This is a genomic window from Pseudoalteromonas sp. S3785, assembly GCF_005887365.1.
In the GTDB taxonomy this organism is placed as follows: domain Bacteria; phylum Pseudomonadota; class Gammaproteobacteria; order Enterobacterales; family Alteromonadaceae; genus Pseudoalteromonas.
Map to the genome: position 1 here is coordinate 1 of NZ_PNCT01000033.1, position 24,053 is coordinate 24,053.

Sequence of the window (24,053 nt, forward strand, 5' to 3'; positions counted from 1 at the left end):
ATTACCCGATATTGGTGAAGGCATTGTTGAGTGCGAAGTGGTTGAGTGGCTAATACAAGAGGGTGACACAGTAAAAGAAGATCAACCCATTTGTGATGTAATGACAGACAAAGCACTCGTACAAATACCGGCTGTGCACGATGGCGTAATCACCAAATTGTATTATCAAAAAGGGGAGATAGCGCAGGTTCATGCCCCCTTGTTTGCTATGGATGTAGTTGGCGAAAGCCAAAGCGAGGAAACTCCCACAGATGAAGTAAAAAATACACAAAGTGATACCTCATCCTCAGCACAATTAGAAGATTTTATCCTACCGGATATTGGTGAAGGAATTGTTGAGTGTGAAATTGTCGATTGGCTGGTAGCCGAAGGCGATGAAATACAAGAAGATCAGGCTGTGTGTGATGTAATGACCGACAAAGCGCTGGTACAAATTCCTGCTAAATATACAGGTACAGTGCAAAAGCTTTACTATCAAAAAGGTGAAATTGCCCAAGTACACAGCCCGCTATTTCAAATGAGCATAGCTGGCAGTTCAGCAAAACCAAATGTTGATGTAAACGAAGCCGTTGTAAAAGCTCAAAGCAAAGCGGCAGATAAAGCTGTGGCAACGCCACAAACAGCAGCAAATAAAATTGTTAATAAAAAAGCGGTTGCCTCACCTGCTGTAAGGCGAAAAGCACGCGAGTTAGATGTTGATTTAACATGCGTGCCGGGCAGCGGAAAAAATGGCCGTATTTATAAACAAGACATAGAAGAATTTATTAAAGGTGAGGTACCTAACACAATAGATACATCACCACTTAGCGGCGCTAGTTCTAAAAATAGTGTGACACAAAGCACAGAACCAAAAACACAAAGCGGGGGTATGCGTACAGAGCCAATTAAAGGCATTAAAGCGGCTATGGCAAAGCAAATGATGGCCTCGGTCTCAACAATCCCGCATTTTACTTTTAGTGACGAGATAGACTTAACGCAATTAATTGCCCTGCGAGCCAGCTTAAAAGAGCAGTATAAAGCGCAAGGCATAAAGCTCACTATGATGCCATTTTTTATCAAAGCGTTATCACTTGCGATGAAAGAGTACCCAGTGCTTAATTCTAAAGTAAATGATGACTGCACTGAGCTTAGCTACTATGACGACCACAATATAGGGGTAGCGGTGGACTCCAAGGTGGGTTTATTAGTCCCTAACATTAAATCGTGCCAATCTAAGAGTGTTGTTGAACTTGCAAACAGCCTAACTCGCTTAACTGATGCTGCACGCGAAGGGCGCGTATCACCCGATGACCTAAAAGGGGGCACCATTAGCATTTCAAATATTGGTGCAATTGGTGGCACTATTGCGACCCCAATCATTAATAAGCCCGAGGTTGCAATTGTTGCCCTAGGAAAGTTACAACACTTACCGCGTTTTGATGAAAGCGGCCAAGTTGTTAGCAAAGCTATTATGCAAGTAAGTTGGTCGGGTGATCACCGTGTTATTGATGGCGGTACAATTGCGCGCTTCAATAATTTGTGGAAGTCGTATTTAGAAAACCCATCAGTAATGATGATGGCAATGAGCTAAAATTAGCCTCGTAAAAAACCAGCAATTTGCTGGTTTTTTGTTTTAAAACGCTGTGTTTTTAATTAAGATACAATTGTTACTAAAAAGTAATAACTAAAACCCGCTAGGGAATATAAAAACTAACACTAAGGAATTGTAATGGAACATTATATGAACGCGCTGCGTAGCTACGCAGATTTTTCAGGGCGTAATCGCCGTAAAGCATTTTGGATGTTTTACTTAATAAATTTATTAATTAGCATTGTACTAGGTTTTGTTGATGAGCTAATGGGTGTAGCTGTAATTGGCACTATCTATAGCTTGGCACTGTTAATACCTCAATTGAGCGCTGGCGCACGCCGTTTACACGATACTGGCCGTTCTGGCTGGTGGCAGCTACTTTGGTTAGTGCCAATTATTGGTTGGATTGTCTTAATTGTGTTCCTTGCGCAAGACTCACATGAAGGTGAGAATGATTTTGGTCCAAATCCTAAAGAGTTAACGGCTGAACCTGCTTCGGTATAAATAACACGTGAGTATTAAAAAAGCTCAGCAATTGCTGAGCTTTTTTGTACTTATGATTTTTAAAACTGTTAACTTAAAAAGTAAAGCCCGTAACCAACAACTAAAGCAGGTATAGACGTATACAAGGTAGCAATTACAGCTGCCTTTGGCGCCATTGCAATTGCTGGAAATAGTGCATCACCATCGTTTGAAATTGCATTAGCAGCTAATGCACTAAAAGGAATAATGCCTTGTATATAAAGTGTGGTTACGATTATTTGTGGCCCACAGCCAGGTAAAAAACCAATGATGACTGCAATCAACGGTGCTAAATAGGCGTAGTGCATAAACCACGTTTTTAAATCAAGGCCTACCACACTGACTAATATTTCAAACAGCATGAACGAAGCAACCACCCATGCAGTAACAAAATGTGTATCTTGAAGTACTTTTATAAGCTTTGAAGGCGGATTACATTCATCCTCCTCTGAGGTTATCTCTTTATAGGTTTCACCTTTAGAAGAGTAGGCCCAAATAACAACCGTAAACAGGGCCATTGCTGCACCAAATAAGCTAATTCCGGTGCTGGTATACTGACCAAATTGGCTAAAGTCCACATTAAATGCAATTAAAAGTGCAATGATTAAACTTGGAATAATGGCAAACATCCACACAGGTTTGCTTACTTTTATTATTTTAGTAGGCAAAATTTTTACTTGGTGTTTTTGCTCTTGTGCGCTTGGGCGTAAAAAATCAGGTGTATGAATTGCATTGACTATTAACCCACATAGTGTGCCTACCACTAAACCTATAGCCATTATTGTTAAGCCTTCAGTAGGGCGCGTAGCAAGCAGTAAAAAAGCAGCATCACCCATTGTAGCGGTAAGTACAGCAACAATGGCCCCGAAACTTGCTTGGCCTTTAGTATATTGAGTCACCACAATAATAGCACCACCACAGCCAGGTAAAGCGCCAAGGACGGATGCAAACAATACCTCAAGTGGTTTAGATTTAGCGCTTAAGTAGCTCATTTCTAACTGAGGGATATGTTCTATTGCGTAGTAGTAAATAAGTAACGTAGCTGCTACAAATACACTAACTTGAAAAAACGCATCACTGAGTGCAGTAATGGTTATTTCGCGAAGGCTAGGTACAGCTAAACATACCAATAAAAAAAGTGGTAGGAGTAAGCGTTTATTTTGGCTAACAAACCGTTTGGAAGCTGGCGTAATAAATCCTATTTGAGAGAGTAAAATCATAAGTGTGCCCCAGTTTTATTTTATCTAGGGCACACTGTATAATTTTCGCAAATGATAATCAATATCATTTGCATCTATTTAAATCGATGGCTCAGTTTGAGTTTATCGATTACGGGCTATTTGTTATTTACGTTGAAATTCTGAGTTTTCGTACCATAAGGGCCATTGTGCTTGCTCTGAAATATCAAAGCCTACTTTATAAAACAGCTGTAAGTCTTGCACCGCACCCGATAAATCCCACTCGTCGCGGTATCTATCACATGGCTGATGGTAACATCCACGTAGAACTAAGCTCATACGCTTTCGGTAATTGGCTGTCTCTTCATCAGCGGCAATCGTACCGCCGCCTGCATACATAGCCGGAATACCCATGTTTGCAAATGCAAAGTGATCAGAGCGGTAATAACCACCTGATGAAGGTTTAGGGTCGCCAGCTATGGTTCTACCTTGCTCTTTTGCGGCTTTTGCTAGCAGGTCGTCCATTTGTGACTTACCTAAACCTACGACGTTCATGTCTTTTACTTTACCTAATAAGTTTAGACTATCCATGTTTATATTGGCGACAGTTTTATCAGCCGCAATAACTGGGTTTGCAGCGTAGTATTTAGAGCCAAGTAAGCCTTGCTCTTCAGCCGTAACAGCTAAAAAAGTCATTGAGCGAGTAGGGTGCGTTGGCAACTTAGTAAATGCCTCTGCTACTTCAATTAGCCCTGCGGTACCTGTGGCGTTATCGTGTGCACCATTATAAATTTGATCGCCCTTACGGGTTGTATCTGTCCCTAAGTGATCCCAATGCGCTGAATAAATAACATGCTCATCTGCTTTCTCGCTACCCGGTAGCGTGGCGATAAAATTATACGATACTGACTTCTTAATCGTGTTTTTTACATTAACCGTTGCAGTTAAATCGCCCATATCAATGTTATAAGCACCTTTAGCAGCATTGGCCTTAGCAGTCTCAAAATCAAGGCCCGCTTTAGCAAATAACTCTTTAGCTACATCCGTGGTGACCCAACCCTCAACCGCAACGCGGTCCATATTGTTGTTTTCTTTTTGAAAGCCAAACTGCTCTCCACTCCACGAGTTTTCAACCACTGACCATGGGTATGACGCAGGGGCTGTCTCGTGAATGATAATTGCACCTGCGGCGCCTTGACGACTCGCTTCTTCGTACTTATAGGTCCAACGTCCGTAATAGGTCATTGCATCACCCGTAAATAGCGCAGGATCTTTAGTCGCAAAACCTGGGTCGTTAACTAGCATAACAACAGTTTTGCCTTTTACGTCTAGGCCTTCGTAATCGTTCCAGTTATATTCGGGGGCGTTTACACCGTAACCAACAAATACAAGCTCTGAATTTTCTATGCCTTCTTGTTCACTGATACGGCTACTGCCCATAACCATATCTTTTTTATATTGATAGTCTTTACCACCAATACTTAATACCATATTTGAATCAGCTTCTAATGAAACAAGCGGCACTTCTTGTAAAAAGCTATCACCATTACCGGGTTCAAACCCTAATGCTTTAAATTGTGTAGTTAAGTAATCTAAAGTTAGTTTTTCACCTTCAGATGAAGGCGCTCTGCCGCCAAATTTGTCAGATGCAAGTACCTTAATGTGAGCAGCAAGTTCATCTTCTTTAATACTGTTGTAACCATTTGTTACATCGGTAGGCGTAATACTTGTTGTTGCACAGCCAGCTAAAACAGCGCCAGCAATCAGTGTGAGAGAGAAATATCGTTTCATAGTAGCTCTATTCTTGTTCTAAGATGAGATTAGTATATTAACTTCTATTAATTAGAACCAGTTTTTGCGGTAAACTGCCCGCAAATTAACAGGATAAATTGTTAAAGGTATAAATGAAGCGCTTTACTCCGCCTGAGCAATGGCAAGTTAGTAGTTTAAAAAGCGGTGCGTTTGAGCACTTACGAACACTGTTTAATATTGATAAACAAACTGATTGGCCATGCCCTGATTGGTTTGCCCCGTATTTAAATGCCATTAATGCAAATAACCTCCCAATAAAGTTTGAAGACGATGCAACCATAGATTTTGGTGAGCGCTATTATGAACAAGTTATTTTTGAAACCGGCATAGTCCCAACCCGAACTAAAAATTGGCACGATTTGTTTGGTGGGTTTATTTGGTGCTTGTTTCCAAAAACAAAGGCACTTATAAATCAGCGACACGTAGAAGAAATAGCGCAACATGGTTTAAAACAGCGTACTAAGCATCGCAATGCTCTTACCTTGTTTGACGAATGTGGTGTGGTGCTTGCCATTAGTGAGTCTAAGTGGCAAGCACTTTTAAAAGAGCACCAATGGAAAACTGCATTTGTTACGCACCGAGATGAGTGGGGCAAAACAATAAAACCATTTATGTTTGGACATGCTAATTATGAAATGATGACAAAGCCATATATAGGGCTCACGGGTAAAGCATTATTTGTATGTGTACCTGATGAAATATTTTGTAAAGATTTAGTTACTCAATATCAGTACCTAGACCAATTACTTTATGAGAAGATAAAAATAGAGCATTGCTTAGCCGATAATAAACAGCTTTCTCCATTGCCATTATTAGGTGTACCAGGATGGCATGACGCAAATGTAAATGAATCGTTCTATGATAATACCGACTACTTTAGAGCTAAACGAAGGATACGAAAATGATAGAAGTCGCAGGGCTTAAAAAAAAGTTTAAGTTAACCAAGGATCATAAGAAAAATAAAGTTGATGATATAGACCCCCGTGAAGATAAAGATTTTTTTCATTCAGTAAGAGATGTCAGCTTTCAATGCGCAAAAGGCGAAGTATTAGGCTTACTTGGCCCTAATGGCGCAGGAAAGACCACTACCTTACGCATGCTCTCAACTGCACTTAAGCCTGATGAAGGTACAATCACTGTTGCCGGCAATGACATAATTAAAAAACCGTTAGTAGGGCGTAAATCAATAGGTTTTTTATCAGGCTCGACGGGCTTATATGGTCGTCTGACTGTTAAAGAAAATATTGAATACTTTGCAAAGCTTCATGGCATGAACAAAGAGCAGATAGCGGCGCGTTGTGAAGAGCTTTTTACTTTGCTCGACATGCATAAATTTATTGATAAACGTGCAGAAAACTTATCTACCGGCATGAAGCAAAAAGCCAATATTGCTCGCGCTGTGGTACACCACCCAGAGGTAGTGGTACTCGATGAGCCAACAACAGGCCTCGACATCATGACAACACAAACAGTGATTAACTTTATTAAAGGGTTAAAGGTGCAAGGCACGCCTGTTATTTTTTCAACGCACCATTTAGATGAAGTCGCACTTTTATGTGACCGCGTAGCGGTAATTAATGAAGGGGTTAGCTGTTTTGATGGCACGCTTGCTGAATTTAAACAAAAAGGCAACAGTGAAGAGCTAAACCAAGCGTTTATGAATATATTAACGGAGAAGCATGATGTTTGAAGTGTTTAAAAAGGAATTAAAAGAACTCCTACGCGACAAAAAAACCCTGTTATTTGTAGTGGCACTACCTGTTGCCGTATTTCCACTCTTGTTTGCTGTGATGGCTTTCATTAGCTCTCAAGCTGCATTAGACGCTGAACAAGAAGTACATACCTACGCAATTATTAATGGCGAATACGCCCCAGAATTTACCGAAAACGTGTTTTACCATAAAAGCTTTGAGCTTTATAAAGGGTCTAGAACCTTTAACAACATTGAAGAGCTAAAAGCGGGTGTTATTGATGGTGAGATTGATATGGGTATTTATTTACCAGCCAACGCTAAGCAATCTTTAGATCAATTTGAACAAAGTAAATGGCAAGTAGTATTCAATGATGCTAAGTCTATAAACTTTTTATTCCAGCGTGTAAAAGAGCTGGCTAAAGAATACAGCGACGTGCTGCAAAGCGAAAAATTAGAAAGCTTTGGTATTGATAAAAAGGCCCACACAGCTTTACTTACTCCTATTGAAGTTGTGAAAGTTGACACCGCAGATAAACGAGAAAACCTAGGTGAAAAGCTCGGCGGATTTTTACCTTATTTACTTATACCTTTAGTTTTGATGGGGGCGACTTACCCAGCAATTGATTTAGGTGCAGGTGAAAAAGAGCGCGGCACATTAGAGACTTTACTGCTTACACCTATAACGCGTACAGAGTTGGTATTGGGAAAATTTATCACTTTATTAACCACCTCAATTGCATCTACCACTATAACAGTGTTGAGTATGGGCGGGTGGATAGCCGTAGCCCTTGCATTTGCTGACCTAGAAGTAATTAAAACAGCGTTTAGTTCACTTGCGGTAAGTGACTTATTGATGATTTTTGTTCTGTTATTACCCATTGCAGCTATATTTTCAGCCCTTGCATTGGCTATATCAATATATGCACGCACCTTTAAAGAAGCACAAAATTATATGGCTCCTTTAAGCATGGGGGTGTTTTTTCCTATAATTGTTTCTATCATGCCGAATATGGAACTTACAGCCAAAACAGCATTCATACCTGTCACTAACGTAGCACTGGCTATAAAAGAAATAGTAAAAGGCACCGTTGATTACACCTTAGTAGGCTTAATCTTTTTAGCAACGGCATTAATTGCCGGGGCATTACTTGCCTTTTGTGTTAAGTGGTTTAACCGCGAAGATGTATTGTTTAGGTAATTAAATACTTTTGTAAGCGGGCAGGGTTTTATCTTGCCCGTTTGTGTATTTTTATAAGTGTAATTTTTTAGCGCGTTTATTCTTAAAACACTCTTATTTGTGTGTTTTTTGTCTTTGATTCATCTTAAATTAATACTGCAACTCAATAGTAATACTAAGTAATTAATTTAGAGTATTTGTTCGAATTTTAATTACGTATTTTTAAATAACTAATTATTTTAACTTCTATTTTTTATTAAATAATCCTCTATAATCTAAGCTAGAAAATAGTGAGGAGTAAGGGTTCAATGCTAAAAAGGAATGTATTTATAACAGCAGCAAGAGGTAATAAATTATTACTTGTTGCTATTATTGTTTTTTTAGTTATTGCATTGCCTTCAGCGTATGTGTTTGAACAAAAAGTGCGTGCAGAAATATACAGCGATGCGCACAATGAGCTTAGTCGTGAGCTTGAAACAAAAGCGGCGTCTTTAAAAAATCATTTAAACGACAGTATTACCGCTATTCGCTTTTTAAACGCGACACCACCCATTCAAGGTATTTCTAGAGCAACCGACAACCAATTAATTGACCCACTTTTACAAACCCCCATTGCTGTATGGCAAGACCGCCTTGCGGATATTTTTAGTGGGTTTATGCGTACAGACGATTCTATTTTGCAAGCACGATACATTATGCTGGCAGAAAACGGCCAAGAAATAGTACGTGTTGATCGCATGCTAGGAGATATAAATAGACTTGAGGGCGCGCAATTACAAAAAAAAGGGGAGCGAGATTATGTACTCAAAGCCAGTATGCTTGATGAAAAAAGCGTGTATATATCGCCAATTAATTACAATCGCGAAAACGGTGAAATACAAAAGCCCTTTGTAAGCACATACCGTGTAGCTAAACCTGTTTTTGATAACTTAAAGCAAGTATTTGCTATTTTGGTGACAAATTATTCTGCCGATAAATTGTTTGAAAGTTTAACTTTTGAACTCCCTCCTGGGGTTAATATTTACTTGCTTAACAATGAAAGCGAGTTTTTATACCATCCAAACCCTGGTTTACGTTTTGGTTTTGAATTTAACCAAGGCAAAACGTGGGGTGATGAATTTAGCCCTTCACAAAATATGAAATTACACGAAACCTTGTTAATAGGTGATATACCAAAGCAGTATTTTTTAAATAAACGGGTAAGTTTTGAAGGCGATGTTGCCATGCTGCCATTAGAGCTTGCGGTTTCTATTGATTCAAAAACGTTACTTGAACGCGTTGCAAAAAGGCGAGAAAGCTTTATTGCTATAATTGCTTCATTTTTTACCATATTTATAATTATTACGTTATTGTACCTGCGTTATATTAACCGCAAGCTGCTGATAAACTCTTTAACAGAGCAAAATAATAAAGTAATTGAAAATTCACTCGATGCCATTTTTACCATAAACAATGATGAGACTATTATTCATTGTAATCAAACCGCTAAAAAGGTATTTGCAACTAGGCTTGGTAATGACACCATCCGCTTTAATGACTTATTTACCCTTGCAGATGAAGACAAAGACTGTATTAGAGAAACCATTGAGCAGGGTTCTAAAATGCCATTTGAAGCGGTGTATACTGATGATGACGGCAAAAAAGAATATTATTCAATTACGCTTACCAGTGTATTTGATGTATTTAGCAATCGTTATCAAGTGGCTGCTATTTTACGTAATATTAGCTCGTTAAAGCATATTCAATCACAGTTACAGGGGCTCAATAGCACGTTAGAACTTAAGGTAACTCAGCGTACAGTAGAGCTAGAGCGAGCAATTGATCAGGCTCTTGCTGCAAGCCAAGCAAAAAGTGACTTTGTAGCTAATATTTCCCACGAAATACGTACCCCTATGAACGGCGTTTTAGGCATGCTTGAAATGCTAAAAGAAGACAGCCTCTCTGAGCAACAGCAGCATTATTTAAAATTGGCTAATAACAGCGCTCACTCGTTAATGAATTTAATTAACGATATTTTAGACTTTTCTAAAATTGAAGCGGGTAAGTTAGATATTGATAATCACTCGTTTGACGTAATCTCGGTTTGCAGCGATATGATTAATTCGATTGCACTTCAAGGTCAGCGTAAAGGGTTAGAGGTGTTTTTAAATACCCAAAATGTTATTGATAGAATGGTTATTGGAGATAGCCACCGACTTAAGCAAATTTTAATTAATTTAATCAATAATGCGTTTAAGTTTACGCATAAAGGCGAAGTAAGTTTAACGCTAAATTCTAAATACATTACCGACAGTAAAATTTTAATGAGCTTTATAATTAAAGACACTGGTATTGGTATTGCTCCTGAAAACATAGATAAACTCTTTGATGTATTTACTCAAGAGGATTCAAGCACGACGCGCCATTTTGGTGGCACGGGGTTAGGGTTATCTATTTGTAAAAAGCTGGCACAGTTAATGGGTGGCAATATAACTGTGAACAGTGAGAAAGGAGTGGGCAGCACATTTGTTGCAACGGTAGAGTTACATGTGGCGCAACAGAAAAAACTTAATACGGGTATTGAGCTTGCAAAAGAGGTAAGCGTTGCAGCACTTATTGCACGTGATAATGTATTTAAAAATGTGTGTGGTTTACTAACCCAAACCTGTAAAATCCTGCCAAGCCGCATTACACGACTCGACTATTTTAGCGAGCACAGCGAGTTTGACGCTGATTTACTGATTATTGATGACGAGCACCCGCAAGTTAATGCGCTAATAAGCTATTGCGAAAAGGCAGATAAAAAATACGTGCTTATATTGCGAGACATGGTGGTTAATAAACAATCTAAAAAAGTGTTTCCTGATCATAGCCACATTTTGCATAAACCCCTCACGCAAGATCAATTTACTTATAAGCTTGGCAGTATTTTTGGCGCTAATAGTGAATTTGTTTTAACCGCACCCAAACAACCAAATGACTTAGAGCCAGAACCGGAGTTATCGCGGTATCATGTATTATTGGTTGATGACAACATGATCAATATTGAGGTAGCTAAAGCCATTTTAAAACGCACTGGTATAAAAATTACCTGTGCCAATGATGGCATAGAAGCGCTCTCTGCACTTAAATTTAATCAAGAGCAACCGTTTGACTTAATTTTAATGGATTGCCAAATGCCTAACCTAGATGGCTACGATACCACCAGCGAGATAAGAAATGCTAAAGCGGGGGTTGAGTATATTAGCATTCCAATTATTGCTATGACCGCAAGTGCTATGGAAGGTGATAGAGAGCGCTGTATTACCGCCGGCATGAATGATTATATTACCAAGCCAATAAAGCCTAAAACGCTTAAAAATAGACTGTTAACCTGGTTAAACTAAATAGATTAAGTCAGCAGTTACGCTGCTGACTTATTTGGTTTGGTATCAGTTTGAATAGGTTTAACTAAGCTGGTTACATCGGCTGTATCAAGTACTTTTTGCGTATCAGACCAATGCAACAGCGCTATTTTTCCGCTTGGTTGCTCAACTAATGCGGTACAGCTTTCAACCCAATCACCATCATTACAGTACACTATGCCTTCTACCACTTTAATTTTAGGGTGGTGGATGTGTCCGCAAATAATGCCATCGACCTTTTGTTTTTTTGCCTCATGAATAGCGGCATCTTCAAAAGCGGAAAAGGCTTCACAGGCTTTATGTACGCGTGCTTTTATCCACGCAGCAAGCGAATAGTAGTTACAACCAGACACTTTACGAACGCGGTTAGTCCAACGATTTAAAAACAGTAGCAAGTCGTAACCTGCATCGCCTGCAATACTAATTAGCTTGTTGCAGCGGGTTGCCGAGTCAAAATCATCACCGTGTAGCAGCAAAAAGCGCTTATTGGCTTTAGTTGTGTGAATAAACTGCTGGTGGACTTCTACACCAAATAAAGTTTGATTTATGTAGTGGCGAAAGGTCTCGTCGTGATTGCCAGGTATATATATTACACGGGTGCCATCAAGGGCTTTTTGTTGAATGCAACTAAGCACTTGGTAATGGGATGGGTGCCAATAAAAGTGCCGTTTCATCGACCATAAATCAACAATATCACCCACTAAATAAAGCGTATCGCATTCAATTGAGTTTAAAAAATCTAATAAATAGTCGGCTTTACAGTCTTTATACCCTAAGTGAACATCCGATATCCAAACGGCTGGATAATGTTGCTTTTTGCGCTGTTGATTGTTTGTCATGCCCGTCATCCATAGTGTAATAATTAAACACTGTAGATAAATCTAATGACACTTATGAGACACTTTAGCGAAGCCTCCATGACAATTATCTTATGCCAAGCAATTAAAAGTTTATTGTGTTAGAAGAGGCGATTAGCCGAGCGGCTCTTATATACATTACTATTAAAGGTACATAAAAAAGGCCGCATATTTAAATGCGGCCTCATAGTGAGTTTAAGCGTAGATGTTATTAACCTTTAACAGCCGCTTTGATAGTTTCAATTGCGGTGTCTAAATCAACCATTAACTTTTCACCGGTGCGGCGATTTTTAAGCTCAACCTTGTTTTCATCAAGATTACGCTCACCAATCACTAAAGTATAAGGTAAACCCATTAATTCCATGTCGTTAAACATAACGCCTGGGCGCTCTTTACGGTCATCAAATAAAACATCGAGGCCTGCATCTTTTAAACCTTGATATAGATTATTAGCAATATCAGGAATACGATGCGACTTATGCATGTTCATTGGCACTATCGCTAAATCAAATGGGGCGATAGATTGTGGCCAAATGATACCGTAATCATCATTATTTTGCTCAATAGCCGCTGCTACAATGCGCGATACACCAATACCGTAACAACCCATCGTCATTACTTGGTTTTTACCCGACTCGCTCAGTACGCCTGCTTTCATGGCTTCTGAGTACTTAGTACCCAGTTGGAAAATATGACCAACTTCAATACCGCGTTTAATTTGTAAAGAGCCTTGTCCACATGGGCTTGGATCGCCTTCAACAATGTTACGAATATCAGCAACTTGATATTCTTTAACATCGCGATCCCAGTTAATTCCGCTAAAGTGCTCGTCATCTTTATTAGCACCTGCTACAAAATCAGCCATTACGTTAGCAGTTCTATCAACGATAATAGGCATTGTTAAGCCCACAGGGCCAAGTGACCCAGGCTTTGCACCAACGGCAGCAACTATGTCGGCCTCAGTTGCCATTTCTAGCGGTGAATCAACCAGTGGGTGCTTTTCTGCTTTTAATTCGTTTAACTCATGATCGCCACGCAGTACGAGAGCAACTAAACCACGTTGACCGTTTTCATCTGGTGTCCCGTACACAATTAATGTTTTAACGCCGCGGTGTGGTTTAACACCGTAGTGCTTTTTAAGCTCGCTAATTGTTTTAGCATCCGGTGTAGGAAACGCTTTAAGCTCTTTAGATGGCTCAGGGCGACTTTGTGTTGGTGCTAGCGCTTCTGCTTTTTCAATGTTAGCTGCATAATCGCTTGCATCACTAAAGGCAATTGCATCTTCACCCGATTCAGCAAGTACATGGAACTCATGCGACAAGCTACCACCAATAGAGCCTGTATCGGCAAGCACAGGGCGGTATTCAAGGTTTAAACGTTCAAAAATATTGCAGTATGCTTTATGCATAACTTGATAGGTTTCGTCTAAACACGCTTCACTTAAGTGAAATGAATAGGCGTCTTTCATCGTAAATTCACGCGCACGCATTACACCAAAACGAGGGCGTCTTTCATCACGTACTTTAGTTTGTACTTGGTACAAAGTAACAGGCAGTTGTTTGTAGCTGCTAATTTCTTTACGAACAAAATCGGTGATCACTTCTTCATGAGTAGGACCAAGCGCAAATTCACGATTATGACGGTCGTTAAATCGTACCAGCTCAGGGCCAAATTGTTCCCAACGGCCAGACTCTTGCCATAAATCGGCAGGTTGAATTACCGGCATAAGCATCTCTATTGCACCGGCTTTATCCATTTCTTCACGAACAATATTTTCTACTTTACGAAGTACGCGTAAACCAGAGGGCAACCAAGTATATAAACCCGAAGCGACGCGACGGATCATACCGGCTCTAAGCATTAATTGATGCGAAATAATTTCAGCATCTGATGGCGTTTCTTTAAGTGTTGCGAGTATATATTGACTGGTACGCATGATTTTTCCGAAATTAAGTAATATGTTCTTTTTAATAGGGCGCTAAGTTTACCAGCGCTTGCTTTTACACTAAAGCGCTAACTGCACTTTTTAGGTATTTTCTATACTTGTTACTAAGTTATGCTCGCCGTTGACTTGCCAGCGTATATTATAATTATACAGTGTCATGCCATAACTTTGCTCGCCTTGTTTTTGTTTTTTATAAGCTGGGCGTGGGTCTTGTTTTAGTACATTAGCAATAAAATCTTTAAGCTCAGGGTAGTGCGTTTGTGTGGTAATAAAGTCAATTGCCTCGGGTGTAAACTCAACGCTCATTTGTGTTTCTGGGCGGGTATCGGCAAAGCCTGCACTGGCGTCGTGCATTGCATCTGAATACGGTAAATAAGGCTTTATATCCACAATAGGCGTGCCATCGAGTAAATCTATACCAGCAAGCAGTAAACTAAGTTGGCCATTTTTATACTCTACACCTTCAAGTTTTACAGCACTCATACCAATAGCGTTGGGTCTAAACGTAGCACGGGTTGCAAATACCCCTTTACGCTCATTTCCGCCTAATCGTGGAGGGCGCACCATCGCAGAGTAGCCTTTATCGGCAGTTTCATGAAATCTAAACAATAACCAAATGTGGCTAAATTCTTCAATACCACGTACAAACTCTTCGCGGTTAAACTCAGTGGTAAAAATAAGTTTGGCTTTTGCTTGAGGTACTAAACGAGGTTGTCTAGGTATTGCAAACTTTTGTTTATAGGGAGACTGAATGTGACCAACTGCCGAAATGCTATATTCGCTCATAATGCTTATTTATTTAAAAAATAGGGGAGTATTCTACCTCTATTTATAAGTTATAGCAGTACAGTTAGAGGGTAATATTTTAGACCGTATGGTTTATATGCATCCAAAACAAAAGTTAAGGTGGTGGGTAAACGTGGGTTAATTAAAAAAGGTGAGCACATGGCTCACCCTTAACTTTAATTTAATTACTCTTAAAACATGTATTGAATTGACACTGATGCTACGTCCATTTCTGGGTCAATGTCATCATCTAATTCGTAACGTTCGTATTCTAAACGCATTTGAACATTGCTAGAAAACGCGTATTGAATACCTGCACCGTAAAATACGTCGCCGCCGTCTTGTGATGCTGAAATGCTACCAACAGGAAGCTCTTGCTCTACATCTGCATCCCATTCAAACCAACCACCTTTAGCATATACCGAAAAGCTTTCAGAAAGCGGTGCCGCTAAAGTGGCTGCTAATGATACACCATCAACTTCCGCTTTACTGTCAATGTCACTTACTTCATCAAAGTTTTGATAAGCCAATTCAAGGCCAAAGTGTTCATTAAACTGTGTACCAATGTACCCTTTAAGCATTTGTGCATCGTCGTCAAATTCAGTGTCATTTTCGCTGTCTTCAAATTCAAACGAGTATTGACCATAGCCTACACCTGTATAAATGCGAGGAGAATCAAAATCCGTAATATCAGCGTGTGCTGCAGAGTTAAAACCCAGTGTTGCTAAAGCAATTGCAGAAAGAGAAAGTGTTTTAATCATTGTATAGCTCCTTTAAAAAATAATATATGTTTGACCAACTTATCAAACGACAATTAGATATTTGCAGCGAGCATGCCAATAACAATAATTGATTGCAAAATAGCCGCAAAAAGGACATTTACGGCTAATATAGGTTGTTTTTGTATTTTTTATAAGCAGAGTGAACTTTTTTGAATTTTTGTTTTCTAAATAAAGCTTGTACCTTTTACACGGTTTTTTGTGAGTTTTACATTGTACGTTTATACTTTATGAAGCAAGTTTTCTGTTTCTATCGCAATCTGTTTCATCTTAATTGCATAGTTTTCTAATTTTTTATCTTCATCTGTTACTGCTTTAAATGCAGGAACCTCTACTGGGTAACCTGTTTCGTCCATAGCTACAAAGCTAATAACACAGTGGTTAGTTTCAACCATGTTTTGTGTTTTAGGATCGCCACAGCGCACTTGAATAAATATTTGCATGCTGGTTGAGCCTGTATGCGCTATTTTGGCTTCTACCTCTACAATTTGACCTACAAGGATAGGGCGTCTAAATTTAACCCCAGCTACAGAAACAGTCACACAGTAATGACCACTCCATCCGGCAGCACAGGCATAGCCCGCTTGGTCAATCCATTTCATGACCACACCACCGTGGACCTTTCCTCCAAAATTTACATCGGTTGGCTCTGCTAAAAAACGAAATACAACATTTGACGACGGCATATTAAACTCTCACTTTGTTAAACTTAATTAAGAGCATAACGTAAAAAAGGGGCCGAAGCCCCTGCAATTTAGGATAGGTTTATAATTTATATGTAAAAGAGGCGTTTTTTATACGCATTTATGCATAAAATAGTCACATATTTGGGTAGTTAGGGCCACCAGCGCCTTCGGGTGTAACCCAGGTAATATTTTGGCTAGGATCTTTAATGTCGCAGGTTTTACAGTGCACACAGTTTTGTGCGTTGATGACAAATTGGTTTTCGCCTTCTATTTTTTGCACTTCATATACACCAGCCGGGCAATAACGCTGTGCGGGTTCATCAAATTTAACTAAGTTAACTGAGATAGGAATTGAGTCATCTTTTAATTTTAAGTGGCATGGCTGCGATTCTTCATGGTTAGTGTTTGATAAAAATACGCTAGAGAGTTTATCAAAGCTAATTTGTCCATCTGGCTTAGGGTAGTTAATGTTAGGGCTGTTAGCTGCATCTTTAAGCGTGTCGTAATCTGGCGTGTTATCTTTAAAGGTAAAGGGCAGAGCACCTTTAAATATGTTTTGGTCTAGGGTGTTGTACGCACCTCCAACAAATTTACCCAATGTATGCATCGCAGGGCCAAAATTGCGAGATTGGTATAGCTCTTTATAAGCCCATGAATTTTCAAACGCGTTTTTGTATTCAGCTAAATCAGTATTGGCGTGGCCCATGTTGAGTGCATTAAAAATAACTTCTGCCGCGACCATCCCCGACTTCATTGCAGTATGATTACCCTTGATTTTGGCAAAATTGAGTGTACCGGCATCGCAACCTATTAATAGCCCACCTGCAAAATGCATTTTTGGTAATGAATAAAGGCCGCCTTTGGCAATAGCGCGAGCACCATAAGCAATACGTTCCCCCCCTTCAAGGGTGTGTTTAAACACAGGGTGGTGTTTCATTCGTTGGAACTCATCAAATGGACTTAGGTGAGGGTTCGTGTAATTTAAGTCAACAATTAAACCTACAACCACCTGATTGTTTTCACAATGGTACATAAATGAGCCGCCATTAGTATCGCCACTCAGTGGCCAGCCCGTACCATGAACTACTTTGCCTTGTTGGTGTTTGCTTGCATCAATTTGCCATATTTCTTTAAAGCCTAAGCCATAGTGTTGTGGCGAAGCTTCTTTATCAAGCGCAAACTCATTGATAAGTTGTTTCCCTAAATGGCCGCGACAACCCTCAGCAAATATCGTGTATTTGGCACGAAGCTCCATACCTGGCATATAGCCATCTTTTTCATTGCCATCTTTATCAACACCCATATCACCCGTGATAATCCCTTTGACAATGTCTTGCTCAATAATTAAAGAGTGAGCACTAAAGCCTGGGAATATCTCAACGCCCAAGTTTTCGGCTTGCTCTGCAAGCCACCTGCACACATTCCCCATCGATACAATGTAATTGCCTTCATTATGAAATGTTTTAGGGGTCGCAAAGCGAGGGAGGGCGGTGGCTTTTTCACCGTTATTAAACCAATAAATTTCATCGTGGGAGACTTGCGTTGTAATAGGCGCGTTAAGTTCTTGCCAGTTTGGTAAAAGCTCGTCTAAGGCTTTAGTTTCAAATACCGCCCCTGAAAGGATATGCGCGCCTACTTCGGAGCCTTTTTCTACTACACAAATATTCAGTTCTTGTTGTTTTTCTTGAGCTAGTTGCGCGAGCTTAATGGCACTGGCAAGACCTGCTGGGCCCGCGCCTACAATAACTACATCAAATTCCATGGTTTCACGTTCGACCATAATAACCTCTTAATCAATGACGGGCTTAGCTAAATTAGATAAGCAATGCAGCCTTTTTAATACTTGCACATTAAATGTTACAGGCTGTGAATACTTTAAGGTTATTTTAGGTTGACGTTTACGTCAACAGGAAGTAGTCTGAATTCATAAAATAAATAGGTTGACGTACACGTTAGCTTGTAGGTTTAAATATAGATGGAGTTCCTATGAAAGTTCTCGTTCCAATAAAAAGAGTGATCGATTACAACGTTAAAGCACGCGTAAAGGCTGATAACAGTGACGTTGACTTAGCAAATGTAAAAATGGCAATGAACCCATTTTGTGAAATTGCTATAGAAGAAGCGATTCGATTAAAAGAAGCGGGTACAGCCACTGAGGTTATCGCAGTAACAATTGGTGCAAAAGCTGCTCAAGAGCAGCTACGCACTGCACTTGCATTAGGTGCAGATAAAGCCATTCACATCGAAACAGATGAAAAACTAGAGTCACTGCACATCGCTAAATTATTAGCAAAATTAGTGGAGCAAGAGGCTCCTGAACTGGTTATCCTTGGCAAGCAATCTATTGATTCAGACAACAATCAAACAGGCCAAATGTTAGCGGCTTTAACTAAGCGCAGCCAAGGTACATTTGCTTCTAAAGTAGATATAAACGGCAATACAGTTAATGTTACCCGAGAAGTAGATGGTGGCTTACAAACGGTTGCTCTAAAACTGCCCGCTATTGTAACTACCGATTTGCGCTTAAACGAGCCGCGTTATGCATCGCTGCCTAATATTATGAAAGCGAAGCGCAAACCTCTCGATGTCATAGCAGCAGATTCATTAGGTGTTGACTTAACACCGCGCGTAGAATTAATAAAAGTAGAAGAGCCGGCTAAGCGCAGTGGGGGCATTATTGTTGAAGATGTTGCCCAACTAGTTGAAAAACTTAAAACAGAGGCAAAGGTGATTTAAATGAAAACACTTGTAATTGCAGAGCACGATAACGGTGCACTAAAACCAGAAACCTCAAAAACAATAAATGCGGCAAGTAAATTAGGTTTTGATATAGATGTGCTTATAGCAGGGTCAAACCTAGGCGCAATGAGTGAGAAAGCGGCCTGTATTGAAGGGGTTACTAATGTATTGACCGCTGACAATACCCTTTATGAGCATCAATTAGCTGAAAATATGGCTGAGCTTGTTTTAAGCATAGCCGATGACTATACACATATTGTTGCCAGTGCAACGACCACGGGTAAAAACTTTATGCCTCGCGTGGCCGCTCTTTTGGATGTGGCGCAAATCTCAGAAATAATTGAAGTGGTAGATAGCGAAACTTTTAAACGTCCAATTTACGCTGGTAATGCCATTGCTACGGTTAAGTCGCTAGATAACAATAAAGTAATCACCGTACGTGCGAGCAGCTTTGACTTACAAAACGAACAATCGCCTGCCAATATTAGTGCATTGGAAGCTGCGAATGATGTGCAGCTAAGTGACTTTGTAAGCGTTGAGCAAACTGAGTCGGAACGTCCGGAGCTTACAGCTGCAGAAGTGGTTATTTCTGGTGGTCGTGGTATGCAAAACGGTGAAAATTTCGCGTTATTAAACGGTATTGCCGATAAGTTAGGTGCAGCTATTGGTGCATCGCGCGCAGCCGTTGATGCAGGCTTTGTTCCTAATGATATGCAAGTAGGGCAAACAGGTAAAATTGTTGCCCCTAACTTATATATTGCAGTAGGTATTAGTGGTGCTATTCAGCACTTAGCAGGTATGAAAGATTCAAAAGTCATTGTTGCAATAAACAAAGACCCAGACGCGCCAATATTTCAGGTAGCAGATTACGGTCTAGTTGCTGATTTATTTGACGTATTACCGCAGCTTGAAAACGCGCTTTAAACATATTCTGGTTGTAAAGCCGCGGTGAACTTAGGTTTCTGCGGCTTTTTTATTCCACCTCAACCATAGAGTAATGATGTGCTGACAAAGTATCTAAAACACGTTTATTTTTTAATAAATTAAGCAACAAATCGGTTTGTTCTACAGAGCGGCTAGATTGACTATTTACTAATAAAATAAGGGGGCGAACAAACGTATATTCACCGTTTTTAATGGTTTCATCAGAAACGTCAACGCCATTGATACCCAGTAAATTTATTTTATTAATTTTTTTAGACCCCTGTAGTTGAGATACAGCGCCATAAGAGTCAAAGGCAATAGCATTAGGCATACGTTGTACTATGCCAAGCGCTTGGTTAAATTCGTCGTACATTTGTACTTCAGTTTTTGGAAATAAACCGCGGTTACCGGTTTGCTTTATTTTAATGGTATTGGCGTTTGGTACGCGCATAAACGTTAGGTTTAAAAACTCTAACAAAATATCAAATGTGCCATGATTATAGGCCTTACTAAAAAGTAAAATTTTGTTATCTCTTTGTGTCTCTGGTACATAATCTGGGTTAACTTCTTGCCATGTTTTATATTTACCCGCATAAATATTACTAAGCTGCTCAATGCTTAGCGAGTCGATATTATTTTTCTTGTTAGTGAAAAAGACCAACGCATCTTGCGCAATAATAATTTGGCGAACGTGAGGGTATTTTTCTTGTTCGGCGTTGGTTAAATAACGCGAAGACGTGCCAATATCTATAATGTTCTCTGCTATGGCTTTAATGCCTTTGGTACTTCCCATAGAGCGAATTTGCATGGCGGTATTGGTTTGTTTTTCAAAGGTAGGTTTTATTAAATGCAAAAGGTGTGTAACCGAAGAGGAGCCACCAATAAGTAACGGTTTGTGTTGTGGATCAATATTGGAAACGGATGTTGCTATGTTTGATGAAGAAAGCAGTACGGTAGCTGCTAAAATAAGGTTTTTTATCATGCTATTAGTCCAAAACGAATTTGTTATAAAACTATAGCTCAAAATTTATAAATCTCTAATTTATATACAGTATCTTACACAGGCATTAAAATACGCTAGGCATTAAAAAGCCAGCAAAAAAGCTGGCTTTTAAAACCAATTAACTTGACTAGTAGGTCGCGCTACCTTTAGTACGAGGGAAGGCGATTACATCACGTACGTTGCCCATACCTGTTACATAGGCAACCAGGCGTTCAAAACCTAAACCAAAGCCAGAGTGTGGCACGCTACCGTATTTACGTAAATCGCGGTACCAGCTGTAGTCTTCTTTGTTTAAGCCCATTTCATCTAAACGCGCATCAAGCACATCAAGGCGCTCTTCACGTTGTGAACCACCAATAATTTCACCAATGCCAGGTGCTACAACGTCCATAGCGGCAACGGTTTTACCGTCTTCGTTTTGGCGCATGTAAAACGCTTTAATATCGCGCGGGTAGTTTTTAATAACAACCGGTGCTTTAAAGTGCTCTTCTGCTAAGTAGCGCTCATGCTCTGATTGTAAATCTACACCCCATTCAACTGCGTATTCAAACTTTTTACCACATGACTTAAGTATTTCTACGGCATCAGTGTAATCAACTTGCGCGAAGTCTTTTTCTACAAATTCTTCTAAACGGCTAATCGCTGTTTTTTCGATACGCTGAGCAAAAAATTCCATATCGTCACGGCGCTCTTCTAGTACCGCTTTAAATACATACTTAAGCATGTTTTCAGCAAGTTTTGCAATGTCTTCTAAATCAGCAAATGCAACTTCAGGCTCAACCATCCAAAACTCAGCCAAGTGGCGAGATGTGTTTGAGTTTTCTGCGCGGAACGTAGGACCAAAGGTGTAAATTTTTGACATAGCCGATGCGTATGTTTCACCATTTAATTGGCCAGATACAGTTAAAAAGGCTTCTTTACCAAAAAAGTCTTCACTGTAATCAACATCGCCTTTATCAGTGCGCGGCAAGTTTTGCATGTCTAGCGTTGAAACGCGGAACATTTCACCTGCACCTTCACAGTCACTTGCTGTGATGATTGGTGTACTGATCCAGTAAAAACCTTGCTCGTGGTAAAAACGGTGAATAGCTTGTGCTAAACAGTTACGTACACGTGTTACTGCGCCAATCATGTTTGTGCGAGGGCGAAGGTGAGCGTGCTCACGTAAATATTCAATGCTGTGGCGTTTAGCCGACATAGGGTATGAATCAGGGTTTTCTACCCAACCTAACACAGTGACAGAATTAGCTTGAATTTCAAAAGACTGTCCTTTACCTGCAGATTGTACTAACACACCAGTAACCGATACAGAACAACCGGCTGTTAGGCTAGTAACTTCATCATAATTATTTAGTGAATTAGGAACTACCGCTTGTATAGGATCAAAACACGAACCGTCATGAACGGCTAAAAATGATATTCCTGCTTTTGAATCGCGGCGTGTACGGATCCAGCCTTTTACTGTTACTTGGCTGTCTACCGCAACATTGCCTTTTAATAGCTCTGAAATCGCTAAATGGCTCATCTTCACTCCAATGATATAAGTTGCCTAACTGTATAATATTAACTACTCAACGCAGCGGTTAAATTTAGTGCGTTGAACTTGAACCGTGTATCTTACCTAGTTAAATAAAATAAAAAAACTATTGTGAGCAACTCTTTAAAAGTTTTTATGCATGTGGGTTACTTTTACAGCGTTTTTTGCTTTAAATTACCACTATTATTATTTGGTACTCTTAAATTTACTGATTTTGTGGCATTATTAAAATATTCGTATAAACGTTTACCATTACCCAAAAATGGATGCTATGAAACAAGTTTTTATTTTAAGAGGGCTACCAGGAAGTGGTAAGTCTTACTATGCCCAAACCCTAGCAGATGAGCTAGGTGGAGTAGATTCAAGCCAGTATTTGATTTGTTCAACCGATGATTACTTCGTTAATGAGCAAGGTGAATACCATTTTGATAAATTTAAATTACCGCAATACCATAACCTAAATTTAGCGCGATTTATAAATGCGTTAGCGCAAAATATTCCGCTTGTCATTGTTGATAACACCAATATAAAAAAATGGGAGTTTATTGCGTACTCTCAAGCAGCTCATGCACTTGGCTACCAAGTTAAAGAAGTGATTGTAGGTGAGGTTAAAGATAAATCTATGCAACACTTATACGCCAAGCGCAATACGCATAATGTGCCCTTAAAAACTATTAGCAAAATGGCGTATATGTTTGAATGGTAAGTGAGTGTTACTTATGGATTACTTAAGCTTTATTAAAGCGCTTAAGTTACACTGAGTAATGGCATCTAGATGAGCAGTGATTTTTTCATTGCTCCAATCCCACCAGGCTATTTCTAATAAGGTGCTTATAGTGTTGCTATCAAACCTAGTTTTAATTACTTTTGCTGGGTTACCACCTACCACACTATAAGCAGGTACATCACAGGTCACCACCGATTTACTTGCAATGATAGAGCCACTGCCAATATTAACCCCCGGCATTATAGTTGCGTCATAACCAATCCATACATCGTGACCAATAACTGTATTGCCTTTAAAGGGTAACTCGCCAGCCTGCGGGGCTGATTTTTCCCAGCCGTTGCCAAATATAAAAAATGGATAGGTAGAAAACCCCGCGGTTTGATGATTAGCACCGTTCATTATAAAGGTTACGTTTTTAGCTATGGCGCAAAATTTCCCAATAATGAGGCGGTCTCCAATAAAATCGAAATGGTAAAGAACATTTTTTTCGAAGTTTTCAGGGCCGTCAGGATCGTCGTAATAGGTATAATCACCCACAACTATATTAGGCGAGGTAATAAAGTTTTTTAAAAAGCCAACCTGAGGAAAGCCCTCAACAGGGGCAGGATTATTTGGATTAGGACCCTGTCTAGGCATAGCTACCTCATTGTTTAATTATTGTTTTTTATACCAACCCGCATAAGTAAGTGATCTCTTTTGAGGATGGAAAAACGTTTTGATAGTAAGGCAAAAAAT

At 39.7% G+C, this 24,053-nt stretch carries 20 protein-coding genes; 9 read left to right on the plus strand and 11 right to left on the minus strand.

All coding sequences use genetic code 11. The features are described 5' to 3' along the window. A partial coding sequence (locus CWC17_RS09635; RefSeq protein WP_138612718.1) for a dihydrolipoyllysine-residue acetyltransferase occupies positions 1 to 1,570 on the plus strand: 1,570 nt, incomplete at its 5' end. Between the two features lie 138 nt (positions 1,571 to 1,708). Then, on the plus strand, positions 1,709 to 2,074 hold the full coding sequence (locus CWC17_RS09640) for a DUF805 domain-containing protein (RefSeq protein WP_138541134.1): 366 nt from the start codon (positions 1,709 to 1,711) through the stop codon (positions 2,072 to 2,074). Between the two features lie 68 nt (positions 2,075 to 2,142). Here CWC17_RS09640 and CWC17_RS09645 read toward each other — a convergent pair whose 3' ends face one another. Together CWC17_RS09645 and CWC17_RS09650 are read right to left on the minus strand one after the other, a co-directional pair. Then, positions 2,143 to 3,312: a putative manganese transporter gene (locus CWC17_RS09645; RefSeq protein WP_138541133.1), complete on the minus strand. Its 1,170-nt coding sequence runs from the start codon at positions 3,310 to 3,312 to the stop codon at positions 2,143 to 2,145. Between the two features lie 123 nt (positions 3,313 to 3,435). Beyond that, entirely contained in the window at positions 3,436 to 5,061 is a 1,626-nt protein-coding gene (locus tag CWC17_RS09650; protein ID WP_138612719.1) for a M28 family metallopeptidase, read from the minus strand. A 113-nt stretch (positions 5,062 to 5,174) separates the two neighbouring features. Here CWC17_RS09650 and CWC17_RS09655 point away from each other — a divergent pair, with 113 nt between their 5' ends. The 4 genes from CWC17_RS09655 (at position 5,175) to CWC17_RS09670 (ending at position 11,317) form a co-directional block, all read left to right on the plus strand. After that, complete coding sequence (locus CWC17_RS09655; protein WP_138541131.1) at positions 5,175 to 5,987, plus strand: DUF3025 domain-containing protein; 813 nt, start codon at positions 5,175 to 5,177, stop codon at positions 5,985 to 5,987. Further along, entirely contained in the window at positions 5,984 to 6,772 is a 789-nt protein-coding gene (locus CWC17_RS09660; RefSeq protein ID WP_138541130.1) for an ABC transporter ATP-binding protein, read from the plus strand. Before CWC17_RS09655 ends, CWC17_RS09660 begins: the two co-directional genes overlap by 4 nt. Further along, positions 6,765 to 7,973, plus strand: a complete 1,209-nt coding sequence (locus CWC17_RS09665; protein ID WP_055017670.1) for an ABC transporter permease — start codon at positions 6,765 to 6,767, stop codon at positions 7,971 to 7,973. Before CWC17_RS09660 ends, CWC17_RS09665 begins: the two co-directional genes overlap by 8 nt. Before the next feature lie 287 nt (positions 7,974 to 8,260). After that, positions 8,261 to 11,317, plus strand: coding sequence for an ATP-binding protein (locus CWC17_RS09670; protein ID WP_138612720.1), 3,057 nt, complete (start codon positions 8,261 to 8,263; stop codon positions 11,315 to 11,317). 17 nt (positions 11,318 to 11,334) lie between these two features. On the opposite strand, the gene CWC17_RS09675 is transcribed toward CWC17_RS09670, so the two are convergent. From CWC17_RS09675 to CWC17_RS09700, 6 genes are all read right to left on the minus strand, one after another. After that, entirely contained in the window at positions 11,335 to 12,174 is an 840-nt protein-coding gene (locus CWC17_RS09675; RefSeq protein WP_138612721.1) for a UDP-2,3-diacylglucosamine diphosphatase, read from the minus strand. 229 nt (positions 12,175 to 12,403) lie between these two features. Next, complete coding sequence (locus CWC17_RS09680; protein WP_138612722.1) at positions 12,404 to 14,128, minus strand: proline--tRNA ligase; 1,725 nt, start codon at positions 14,126 to 14,128, stop codon at positions 12,404 to 12,406. Positions 14,129 to 14,218: 90 nt separating this feature from the next. Next, positions 14,219 to 14,923: a tRNA (N6-threonylcarbamoyladenosine(37)-N6)-methyltransferase TrmO gene (gene tsaA / locus CWC17_RS09685; RefSeq protein ID WP_138612723.1), complete on the minus strand. Its 705-nt coding sequence runs from the start codon at positions 14,921 to 14,923 to the stop codon at positions 14,219 to 14,221. Between the two features lie 191 nt (positions 14,924 to 15,114). Next, positions 15,115 to 15,684: an outer membrane beta-barrel protein gene (locus tag CWC17_RS09690; protein WP_055019747.1), complete on the minus strand. Its 570-nt coding sequence runs from the start codon at positions 15,682 to 15,684 to the stop codon at positions 15,115 to 15,117. Between the two features lie 239 nt (positions 15,685 to 15,923). After that, a complete protein-coding gene (locus CWC17_RS09695) occupies positions 15,924 to 16,388 on the minus strand; it encodes an acyl-CoA thioesterase (RefSeq protein WP_055014849.1) in 465 nt (154 codons plus the stop codon). 133 nt (positions 16,389 to 16,521) lie between these two features. Further along, positions 16,522 to 18,168, minus strand: a complete 1,647-nt coding sequence (locus CWC17_RS09700) for an electron transfer flavoprotein-ubiquinone oxidoreductase (protein WP_138612724.1) — start codon at positions 18,166 to 18,168, stop codon at positions 16,522 to 16,524. 206 nt (positions 18,169 to 18,374) lie between these two features. Here CWC17_RS09700 and CWC17_RS09705 point away from each other — a divergent pair, with 206 nt between their 5' ends. Beyond that, positions 18,375 to 19,124: an electron transfer flavoprotein subunit beta/FixA family protein gene (locus tag CWC17_RS09705; protein ID WP_138541125.1), complete on the plus strand. Its 750-nt coding sequence runs from the start codon at positions 18,375 to 18,377 to the stop codon at positions 19,122 to 19,124. After that, the gene (locus CWC17_RS09710) at positions 19,125 to 20,051 is read left to right on the plus strand and encodes an FAD-binding protein (protein ID WP_138541124.1); all 927 of its coding nucleotides are present in this window, start codon (positions 19,125 to 19,127) and stop codon (positions 20,049 to 20,051) included. It abuts the gene before it with no gap. A gap of 49 nt (positions 20,052 to 20,100) precedes the next feature. Here the strand turns inward: CWC17_RS09710 and CWC17_RS09715 are convergent, their stop codons facing one another. Both CWC17_RS09715 and asnS read right to left on the minus strand, forming a co-directional pair. Next, entirely contained in the window at positions 20,101 to 21,033 is a 933-nt protein-coding gene (locus CWC17_RS09715; protein ID WP_138541123.1) for a PstS family phosphate ABC transporter substrate-binding protein, read from the minus strand. Between the two features lie 148 nt (positions 21,034 to 21,181). Next, complete coding sequence (gene asnS / locus CWC17_RS09720; RefSeq protein ID WP_055014844.1) at positions 21,182 to 22,579, minus strand: asparagine--tRNA ligase; 1,398 nt, start codon at positions 22,577 to 22,579, stop codon at positions 21,182 to 21,184. A 283-nt stretch (positions 22,580 to 22,862) separates the two neighbouring features. On the opposite strand from asnS, the gene CWC17_RS09725 reads away from it, so the two are divergent. Further along, entirely contained in the window at positions 22,863 to 23,297 is a 435-nt protein-coding gene (locus tag CWC17_RS09725; protein WP_055014843.1) for an ATP-binding protein, read from the plus strand. An 18-nt stretch (positions 23,298 to 23,315) separates the two neighbouring features. Here the strand turns inward: CWC17_RS09725 and CWC17_RS09730 are convergent, their stop codons facing one another. Next, positions 23,316 to 23,954, minus strand: coding sequence for a Vat family streptogramin A O-acetyltransferase (locus tag CWC17_RS09730; RefSeq protein WP_138612725.1), 639 nt, complete (start codon positions 23,952 to 23,954; stop codon positions 23,316 to 23,318). Between the last annotated feature and the right edge of the window lie 99 nt (positions 23,955 to 24,053).